13 protein-coding genes are annotated in these 10188 nt (G+C 39.3%); all 13 read left to right on the top strand.

Going from position 1 to position 10188, the window contains the following annotated elements; all coding sequences use genetic code 11:
• Positions 1–1531 (top strand): polyribonucleotide nucleotidyltransferase (gene pnp, locus U0M88_RS01955; RefSeq protein WP_331868735.1); only part of this gene is annotated, 1531 nt, incomplete at its 5' end.
• A 232-nt stretch (positions 1532–1763) separates the two neighbouring features.
• Positions 1764–3140, top strand: coding sequence for a dipeptidase PepV (gene pepV, locus U0M88_RS01950; RefSeq protein ID WP_272005334.1), 1377 nt, complete (start codon positions 1764–1766; stop codon positions 3138–3140).
• 8 nt (positions 3141–3148) lie between these two features.
• Complete coding sequence (gene trmB / locus U0M88_RS01945) at positions 3149–3793, top strand: tRNA (guanosine(46)-N7)-methyltransferase TrmB (RefSeq protein WP_306803547.1); 645 nt, start codon at positions 3149–3151, stop codon at positions 3791–3793.
• Complete coding sequence (locus U0M88_RS01940; RefSeq protein WP_117445382.1) at positions 3777–4106, top strand: thioredoxin family protein; 330 nt, start codon at positions 3777–3779, stop codon at positions 4104–4106. Before trmB ends, U0M88_RS01940 begins: the two co-directional genes overlap by 17 nt.
• Before the next feature lie 2 nt (positions 4107–4108).
• A complete protein-coding gene (locus U0M88_RS01935) occupies positions 4109–4750 on the top strand; it encodes a hypothetical protein (protein ID WP_117445381.1) in 642 nt (213 codons plus the stop codon).
• A gap of 15 nt (positions 4751–4765) precedes the next feature.
• A complete protein-coding gene (locus U0M88_RS01930) occupies positions 4766–6076 on the top strand; it encodes a UDP-N-acetylmuramate--L-alanine ligase (protein ID WP_303971603.1) in 1311 nt (436 codons plus the stop codon).
• Positions 6077–6215: 139 nt separating this feature from the next.
• Entirely contained in the window at positions 6216–6587 is a 372-nt protein-coding gene (locus U0M88_RS01925; RefSeq protein ID WP_294688192.1) for a histidine kinase, read from the top strand.
• Complete coding sequence (locus U0M88_RS01920) at positions 6584–7165, top strand: hypothetical protein (protein ID WP_117445378.1); 582 nt, start codon at positions 6584–6586, stop codon at positions 7163–7165. Before U0M88_RS01925 ends, U0M88_RS01920 begins: the two co-directional genes overlap by 4 nt.
• Before the next feature lie 3 nt (positions 7166–7168).
• Complete coding sequence (locus U0M88_RS01915; RefSeq protein ID WP_294688188.1) at positions 7169–8176, top strand: LacI family DNA-binding transcriptional regulator; 1008 nt, start codon at positions 7169–7171, stop codon at positions 8174–8176.
• 51 nt (positions 8177–8227) lie between these two features.
• Positions 8228–8683 (top strand): rRNA maturation RNase YbeY, encoded by a 456-nt coding sequence (gene ybeY, locus U0M88_RS01910; RefSeq protein ID WP_117445377.1) that lies wholly within the window; start codon positions 8228–8230, stop codon positions 8681–8683.
• A complete protein-coding gene (locus U0M88_RS01905; protein ID WP_331868734.1) occupies positions 8664–9008 on the top strand; it encodes a diacylglycerol kinase family protein in 345 nt (114 codons plus the stop codon). Before ybeY ends, U0M88_RS01905 begins: the two co-directional genes overlap by 20 nt.
• Positions 9009–9020: 12 nt before the next feature.
• Positions 9021–9917, top strand: a complete 897-nt coding sequence (gene era / locus U0M88_RS01900) for a GTPase Era (RefSeq protein WP_331868733.1) — start codon at positions 9021–9023, stop codon at positions 9915–9917.
• The coding region (locus tag U0M88_RS01895; RefSeq protein WP_331868732.1) for a recombination protein O N-terminal domain-containing protein at positions 9907–10188 on the top strand (282 nt) is incomplete at its 3' end. The genes era and U0M88_RS01895, both read left to right, overlap by 11 nt.

Here is a 10188-nt window from a genome sequence, read left to right as displayed (position 1 = left end):
TGAACAAATCAAGAAGCTTTGTGCATTCCAGGAAGAAATTGTAAAAGCCTGTGGTAAAGAAAAACGCGAAGTGGCTTTATATGCAGTTGATGAAGCATTAGAAAAAGAAGTTCGTGAAAACTTTGAAGCAAAAATTCGTGAAGCTGTATCCATCAAAGAAAAATTGGAACGCTACGGAAAAATTGATGAATTGACAGAAGAAGCAGTAGAGATGATCTCTGCCAAGGAATACAATTCTGAAAAAGAATTGAACAATGCCGCAAAACAGACAAAAGAAATTTGTCGTGGTATTGAAGCCGATGAAGTTCGTCGTTTGATCATTGAAGACAAAGTGCGTCCGGATGGTCGTGCCATCGATAAAATTCGTCCATTAAATTCACAGGTCGATTTATTGCCAAGAGTTCATGGTTCCGCCTTGTTTACACGTGGGGAAACACAGGTGTTATCTACCACAACATTGGGAGCTATCAACGAAAACCAGATCATTGATGATTTGACAGAGGTTGAAGCTAAGCGTTTCATGCATCATTACAATTTCCCACCATACTGTGTAGGAGAAACCGGACGTATGGGAAGTCCGGGACGTCGTGAAATCGGACATGGTGCTTTAGGAGAACGGGCTTTGTTGCAGGTATTACCAAGCTTAGATGAATTCCCTTATACGATTCGTACCGTTGCCGATGTTATGGAAAGTAATGGTTCCAGTTCCCAGGCCAGTATTTGTGCCGGAACGATGTCATTAATGGCAGCCGGTGTTCCAATCAAAGCGCCGGTAGCCGGTATTGCGATGGGGCTGATCATGGATGATGATTCTGGAAAATATACGGTATTAACGGATATTCAAGGTATGGAAGATCACTTTGGCGATATGGACTTTAAAGTGGCAGGTACAAAAAATGGTATTACGGCTTTACAAATGGATATCAAAGTCACCGGGATCACAAAAGATATTTTCGAAGAAGCACTGGCACAGGCACACAAAGCCCGTCTGGAAATCTTAGACAACATGTTGGCATGTATTCCGGAACCAAGAAAGGAATTAAGTCCATATGCTCCTAAGATTGCGATGATGAACATTGATTCAGATAAGATCAAGGATGTTATCGGTCCGGGTGGAAAAATGATCAATGAGATCATTGCGGCTTGTGACAATGTCAAGATCGATATCGATGATGACGGAAAAGTTGTGATTTATCATCACGATTATGATACGATCAACAAAGCTAAAGAAATGATTTCTAATATCGTTCGTGAAGCTAAAGTTGGTGATGTCTATACCGCAACAGTTGTTCGTATCGAAAAATTCGGTGCCTTTGTCAACTTGTTTGGCAATACGGATGGATTATTACACATTTCCAAGATTTCTCATCATCGTGTAGAAAAAGTAGAAGATGTCTTAAAGATCGGCGATACGATCGATGTCAAGGTTACTGAGATCGACAATAAGGGTCGTATCAATGTCAGTGCCAAAGCACTGCTTCCAAAACCAAAAGAAGAACCGAAAAAAGAACAGAAAGAAGAATCGAACTAGGATTGCGAAGTGCAATCCTTTTTTTTGTAAAAAGTGATTTTATTGGATTTCAGTTATAATATAAAAAGTAAATGTAAACATTTTTATTTTTTGAAATTCTTCTAAATGGCGATAAACAGTAGAGATTTTGATGATTAAGAATTTTTATAAAACGTAATAGAAGATAATTGTCATTCCTGTTTATAGTCGTTTTGAAATGTGTTAAAATACCAAAGAGAGGTGGAACTAACATATGGATTTTTTGAAATTTGCACAAGAAAAACAAGATGACTTTCTTAAAGATTTGAATACATTGGTTTCTATAGAATCAACACGTGATTTATCCACAAAAGCTGAGAATGCGCCTTTTGGTAAGAAATGCCGAGAAGCGTTGGATGCGATGTTGGAGATGGGAAAACGTGATGGTTTTGTGACAAAAGATATTGATGGCTATGCCGGTGTCATTGAATATGGTGAACAAAAAGATACATTAGGTGTATTGGGTCATTTGGATATCGTTCCGATTGGGGATGACTGGACAAAAGATCCGCTAAAAGTCACTGTCAATGACGGTTATGTATTCGGCCGTGGTGTCATGGATGATAAAGGGCCGGCTTTGGCGGCTTATTATGCGCTAAAGATCATTAAAGAACAAAACATTCCTTTAAAGCGCAGAGTCATGTTGATTACCGGATGCGATGAAGAAAGCGGAATGGAGTGTATGGACTATTATAAAGAACATGCGGAAATTCCACAGATGGGATTTGTACCGGATGCCGATTTCCCGGTCATCTACGGAGAAAAAGGTGGCCTGCATGTCGTCCTGGAATCGCAGGATAAAAGTGTGATCCAGTCTTTTCATGCCGGCAGTCGACCTAATATCGTGATCGGAAAAGCGGATTGTACACTTGCCTCCATCAATGATAAACAAAAAGAAGAGTTTGCTTATTACTGCAAAGTCAACGGTTTGCAGGGAAGTATTCAAGGCAACACGATTCATATTGACGGTGTTTTTGCCCATGCAGCTATGCCATGGTTAGGAGTAAATGCAGCAGTTCACATTTTGAATTTTGTTGGTCAGTCCTTTGATGATCAGCTTGCCAAAGATTTATATCATATCTTACAAGACTGGCAGGGAAAACCGGTTGGTATTTATAAAAATGGTTTATATATGTCTTTCTTGACGATGAATACAGGTATTGTCGATATCGAAGATGGTAAAACACGTATCTTGATTGATATTCGTTATCCAAACGATACTGATGCGAAAACGATTATGGAAGGCTTTGATGCGACATGTGCTTCTTTATCCTCCAACATTCGTGCAATCATGGAAAGTGATTCCAAACCGTTGTTTGTCGATCCACAATCTAAGCTGGTTACGGATCTGATGGCGGTTTATCAGAAATACACGAAAGATACGTTCTCCTGCGCCTTTACATTGGGTGGAGGAACTTATGCTCGTAAGTTTGAAAATTTTGTATCTTATGGACCGGTCTTGCCAAATGAAGTAAAAACGACCGATCAATTTGTCGGAGAATGTCATCAAAGAGATGAAGGAATTAAATTGGAGAATTTGATACAGGCCATCGCTATTTATGCCGATGCGATCGTATCTTTGTGTAGTTAATCATGCGAATGCGTAAAGTAAAGTGGGCTGTGGAATATTTATCCGACAGTCAGAAGCTTGTCACCCATCCCGAAGAAAAAAAATCTTTATGGAAGGGACAATATCGCCTGCTTCATGTAGAGATTGGTTGCGGTAAAGGGAACTATTCGTTAGAAATGGCACGTAAATATCCGGATGAATTGTTTGTGGCCATTGAAAAGAATGAGAGTGCAGCCGGCATTGCGGCAAAGAAATTTGATGAAGCCAAGGATGTGGAAAATCTTTTCTTGATTCATGGAGATGCTTCTTTGATCGATACATGGTTTGCCAAAGAAGAGGTCGATATACTGCATCTGAACTTTAGTGATCCATGGCCGAAAAAACGATATGCGAAACGAAGATTGAGCAGTGCTTCCTTTCTTCAGCAATATCAGTCGATCTTATCAAAGCACGGACAAATCCAGATGAAAACGGATAATGAAAAGTTGTTTGAATATTCTGTTCTGGAGTTTTTGAAAGCCGGCTTTTTATTGGATGATTTATGTGTAAATTATCGTAGAGAGCCGCATGAAGAAGATGCGATCACCGAATACGAAGAAAAATTTATTGCCAATGGACAGCCTATCTATCGCTGTGTATTCAAAAAGGAGAAGGAAAATGAAACAGATTCATAATGAACAGGAATTTAATACCGCTATTCAAAATGATAAGATCAGTGTCATCTTATTTACGACCAAATGGTGTGGTGACTGCATGTTTATCAAACCATTTATGCCAAGTGTCGAAGCGGCCTATGATGCCTATGATTTTTATGAAATAGACCGTGATGAAATGATGGATCTGGCACAGGAATTGGAAATCATGGGAATCCCAAGCTTTGTCAGCTTTAAAAACGGAAAAGAAGTTTCTCGTTTTGTCTCTTCACTGCGAAAGACCAGACCGGAAATTGAAGCATATCTTGATGCGTTAAAGGATGTGGAGGAATAAACATGTTTAAAGACTTAATGCAAGCTATTTTTACCGAAGAAGTAGAACCGGAAGAAGAAGTAAACGAGCCTGTTCAAAAGGAAGAGACGCCGGTTTCCAATGTACAGGTACAACAACCGCAGGAATCCACTTTTGTTGAGCCGCAGATTCATTTGGCACCACAGACAGAAGATGTACAGATTGCAAACTTTGGTCAGACTCCTGCAAGCACAGAACCTAAAAGTACGATCTTTACAGGGTTGGATGTTGACAGTGTAGCAAGCGAGGAGCCACGTCCAAGAAAAAAAATGTATCATTTTGATCGCTCTAAAACCAAAAAAGTGCGCAGAACTCAGGAGGATTTGGAATATACACCAATCATTTCTCCGATTTTTGGGAATATGGAAGAGTCAAAAAAAGATACGTCCAAAGTGCACAATGCGATCGATTTAAATAAACCGGAACAGCTGGAAGACTATATGACAGTTCTTTCGCCTATGTACGGCGATCGACCGGGCGTAACACCGGTGGTACAGAATATTCCAAAGATGGAACCGGCACAAAAAGAAGCTAACGGCAAGGATCGCGGATATTCTCTGGATTCGATGTTAGAAAAACCGGAAAAGAAAGAAAACAAACAAGCCACTTTGTTTTCAAAAGACTGATTCGAGGTGAGTCAAGTGGCCTATCATTTTATCGGAATCAAAGGTACAGGAATGGCAGCTTTAGCCAGTATTCTTTATGATGAGCATAAAGATGTTACGGGAAGCGATATTGAAAAATATATCTTTACACAGGATGAAGTGGAAAAAAGAGGTATTCCGATCACGACCTTTGATGCCAGTCATATTCATGATCATGATACCTGCATTATTGGACTTTCGTTTGATGAAACCAATCCGGAAGTGAAAGCGGCTATGCAAAATCCAACGGTGAAGACATATTACTACAATGAATACCTGGGAAAATTGTTGGAGTCTTATACATCTATCAGTGTGGCAGGAACGCATGGAAAATCAACGACAACGGGAATTTTGGGGCATGTTTTGCCACAGCTTTTACCGACAGGATATTTGATTGGGGATGGACATGGACATATGCCGGAGGATGCGAAATATTTTGTATTGGAATCTTGTGAGTTTCAACGACATTTCTTGGCATACCATCCAGATTATGCACTGATTACTAACATTGAGCTGGATCATGTTGATTATTATAAAGATATGGATGATTATCTCGATGCGTTTCAATCTTTTGTCAATCAGACAAAGAAGCACTGTGTCATTTTTGGAGATGATCCATATTTGCCAAAATTATCGTATTCGGTACCTGTTACGACATATGGTTTACAAAAGGGAAATGATTATCAGGCTGTAAATATCGAACAAGGTCCTTTTGGAATGCACTTTGATTGTCTATATCAGGGCAAGGTCTTAGCACATATCGAATTAAGTGAGGTTGGTGATCCCTTCCTGCAGGATGCCTTAGGCTGTTTTGCCTTATGTCATGTGTTAGGAATGCCTGTAAATGACATTGTTGAGGGATTAAAGACTTATCAGGGAATTGCCCGCCGTTTTGTCATTGAAGAAGTCAAGGATAGTGTATTGATTGATGATTATGCACATCATCCGACTGCCATTCGCTACATGATCGATTCGGCACGAAAGAAATATCCGGAAAAGAAGGTTATTGCCTTGTATAAACCTGATCGTTATTCCAGGCTGCAATACTTCCTTCAAGATTTTGCCGACAGCTTAAATACGGCTGATCAAGTTGTATTGTGTGATTTCCCTAAAAATGCACAAAGAGAAGATGAAAGTATTACAGTTACGATTCAAGATCTTTTAGATTTATGTCCGAATTCTATCTTATTGGATATCGATGAAAAATCAGCAGAGGTCTTAAAAGAGATGGCACCGGCTGTCTATGTCTTTATGTCCAGTAAGGATATTTACCTGTTAAAGGACAAATTGGCAAAGCTTCTAAAATAGTATCGTTTATAGACGCCTTTAGGGTGTCTTTTTTCAACTCCGTCTTTATTTTAAAGCGTTTTCAAGATTTATGAAAAATTTTTCAAAAAGAAATGGTCTTCCTTCCTTTGAAATGTTATAATAATTCTGAGGTGATATTTTGACTGTAAATGAATTTTTTTCTACGGTTGCGATGGTTGCAGGTTGGATCTTACCTGTGCTGGGCATCGTTGTTTTAGTATATGTGATTTTGATCTTAAAAGAGCTTTTACAAACGGTAAAAAGCGCTACTCGAACCTTGGATACAACCGAACAGCAGCTTCGTAAGCTGGATGCTCCTCTTTCTACAGCAGAGAATATCTCACATACGATCGATGAAGTACAAGAAACTACGAAAAAAGCCGTAAAGACAGCAGCCAGTACCGTAGTCAAGAATGTAGATCAGATTAAGAACTGGGTCAATGCGAAGAAGAACCCGGTCATGGATACAGAACCTGTTAATGCAGCATCAGATAAGGAGGATGAATCATGAGTGATGAAAACAAAAGCGCTGAAGTTGTTCAGGAATTAGAAAATGAAGCGATGGATCAGCTGGAGACACTGAAGGAAGACAACAACAAAGAAAATGAAGAAGTAATTCAGGACGCCAAAGAAAAGATCAAGGCTATTTTTGAAGATCTGCAGGAATGGATCAAAGAAAATACCGAACCGGAGAAAGTCAAAGAAGGTTTGAACAAGGCTAAAGATGAAACGGTAAAGGTCTTAAAGGCGACAAAAGAAAAAGCGGTGGAAATCAGCAATTCAGAACAGTTTAAGAATACAGTTTCAGCCGGAAAAGACTTTTTACTGGGGGCCGGTGCTTTGATTGGAGATGGTATCAAAGCTGGTGCCGATGCCTTGATGAAAAATGATAATATCAAAAACTTTGTGAACACGGCCGATGAAAAGCTGGATGTATTAAGAGAAAGCGAAGGTTTGAAAAACGCCGTGGATTCAGCGGAACAAGTTACACAAAAAGTAGGGGATGCGGTATTTAGTGGAATCCGTAAGTTCCTCGATAAAAAAGATCGTACGACTTCCGATTCGGGGATACAGGAGGATGAAGAATAAGCTATGAAACGTATAACGATTTATGATGTAGCCAAGGAGGCTGATGTTTCTTTGGCTACGGTCAGCCGAGTCATTAATGACAGCAATGTGGTTCGTGAAGACACTAAACAAAGGGTACAGGAAGCCATTGAAAAGTTAGGCTACAAGCCCAATGCAATAGCACAGGGGCTTGCCTTATCCAAAACAACGACCGTATCGATCGTCATGAGTGAAAAACTGTTTGCCTATAATGGAAAAATTTTAAATGGTTTGATGGATGTGGCAAAGATCTATAACTACAACATCATGTTCCATACAACATCACAGGGCATTTCTAAAATGCAGGATGTGATCGAATCCATCATCAAATCTCATGTCGATGGTGTTATTTTATTCAATGACAATTTCTCAGAGGATGAGATGGAAGTCTTGCAGGAATATCAGATTCCAATGGTTGTCGTTGGTTCTTTGTTGCCGGAAACTAAAGTCAACAATGTAGGCAATGTCTATGTCGATTTTGAAAAAATGGCTTATGAAATGGTCAATGAATTGTTTGATAAGGGCATCAATGATATTTCGTTGGTGGAAGACAAGTTAAATTTAAGTATGATGGAACAGATGCGATCTGGAATTGAGCGTGCTTTCCATGATCACGGAATTGAGTTTAAAAAATACATTTCGTATGATGAAACATATAAAAGCTCTTATAATTTCTTAACTGAATACTTTAAGACCAATAAACCAAGCCAGTTTGTGTTTACGTTTAGAGATTCGCAGGCTATTGCGGTATTGAATTCCTGCCAGGAAGCCGGATATAAGATTCCGGATGACTGCCAGCTTGTATGTGTTCTCAATAATAAATATCTTTCCATGACACGACCAAATATCTCAACCTTTAATATTCCGGAGTATGATATGGGGGCCGTATCGATGCGTTTATTGACAAAAATGCTGGTGGATGATGAATCTGTACGTGAAAACAAAAGCATTGAATTAGGATATTCTTTTATACCTAAAGGAACGACAAAGTAAGGACTATAGATTTGAATAGTCCTTTTTTCATGTTTGGTGTATAATTCTTATATGGAAATAGTAATGATCAATGAAGCAAAAGATAAAAGTATTTATCGCTATAAGAAAGATTATCAAAGGATTTTAGAACGAGCTTGTTCTATTCTGCATCGTAATCACGATTATACATTAAGTGTCATTTTTGTGACACCGGAAAGGATCCATGAGATCAATAAAGAATATCGCAACATCGATCGCAGTACGGATGTAATTAGCTTTGCCCTGCAGGATGACAGTTCCAACATCGTTTTGGAGGAAGAGGAAAACGAATTAGGAGATATCTTCATCAATGTGGAAGCTATCAGCGCACAGGCAAAGGAGTATGGACATTCTAAACGAAGAGAAGCCTGTTTTCTTTTCTGCCATGGCCTATTACATCTGATGGGTTATGATCACATGTGTCCACAGGATGAAAAAGAGATGTTTGATTTACAGGATGTGATACTGGATGAAGTGGTTCAGAGGTAGGTTTAAATATGCGTTTAGCGGTCTGCGCTATGCGATTTGTGATAAAAGCATAGCTCTTCAAATGCTGTTTGGCCTGCTAGTGATCCTGTTTGGCTTGTTGCTTGGATTTACTGTACAAGAATGGTTTTGGATCCTTTTATGCATTGTGCTTGTCGTAGTTGGAGAAATCATAAATTCTTGTATCGAACAACTTGTCGATTATATTTCTTTAGAACATACCAAACAGGCAAAACAGATCAAGGATATGGCAGCAGGAGCTGTCTTTTTACTGAGTCTTTTCAGTACTTTTATTGGATTTGCGATCCTTATTCAAAAAATAATTTAGAAAGGAACGAGTATGACATATAAATCAGGTTTTATTGCGATCATCGGAAGACCCAACGCCGGGAAAAGTACGCTTTTAAATGCATTATTGCGAGAAAAAGTGGCCATTATGTCTGATAAACCTAATACGACAAGAAACAATATTGCCGGTATCTTAACCCAGAAAGATGCTCAGTTTGTTTTTGTGGATACACCGGGTATTCATAAACCGCAACAGCAGTTGGGACGTGTTTTAAATAAGAATGCGTATATGGCCATGGAGGACTGTGATTGTCTGGCATGGATCGTTGATGGCACACAACCCTTTGGCAAAGGCGATTCGTTTATTCTGGAGCGCATACAATCTTTACATAAGCCTTGTTTTCTTCTGGTCAATAAGATCGATCATCTATCAAAAGAAAACATGATCAAAGTGTTGATGGATTGGCAGAATAAATATGACTTTCATGCCATCATTCCAATCAGTGCGCTCAAAAAAGAAAACTTGCATGAGCTGTTACAAGTATTGAAACAAGCTCTTCCCGAAGGAATGGCTATGTACCCGCAGGAGATGATCAGTGATCATGATGAGAATTTTCAAACGACGGAGATCATTCGTGAGAAAATCTTATTTGTGACCAAAGAGGAAATTCCACACAGCGTTGCGGTCGTGCTGGAAAATCGCAGGATGGAAGGAAGTCGTCTGCATCTGCAGGCAATGATCATTGTTGATCGTGATTCCCAAAAAGGGATATTGATCGGAAAACAGGGAAGTATGATCAAGAAGATTCGTCTTGCGGCACAAAAAGAACTCAAGGAAAAATTTGGTTGTCCGGTGGATTTGGAATTATATGTTCGTGTAGAGAAAAACTGGCGAAATAAAGAACAAAAAATCAAAGAATTCGGATTGGATGAGCTAGATGACGATTAAAACGACCGGTATTGTTTTAAAGGTTCAAGATTATAAGGAAAAAGACGGGCTGGCATGGATGTTGACACAGGATCAAATCGTTTCGGTTCGAGTAAGAGGCATCCAGAAAGAAGGCTCCAAGCTTAGAAGTGGCTGTCAGCCTTTTTTATATGCGACATGGCACATCGAAGAAAGAAATCAGGGACCGGGATTGTTGATACATGCCACACCGATTTGTTTCTTTTATCGTGTAATGGAGGATCTTACCATACAGGCTTTTAGCTTTCTGTTA

The sequence above is a fragment of the Faecalicoccus sp. genome (genome assembly GCF_036552745.1).
Classification (GTDB): domain Bacteria; phylum Bacillota_I; class Bacilli_A; order Erysipelotrichales; family Erysipelotrichaceae; genus Faecalicoccus.
Note: the sequence above shows the minus strand (reverse complement) of the source record. Positions and strands in the feature narration are given on the sequence as shown.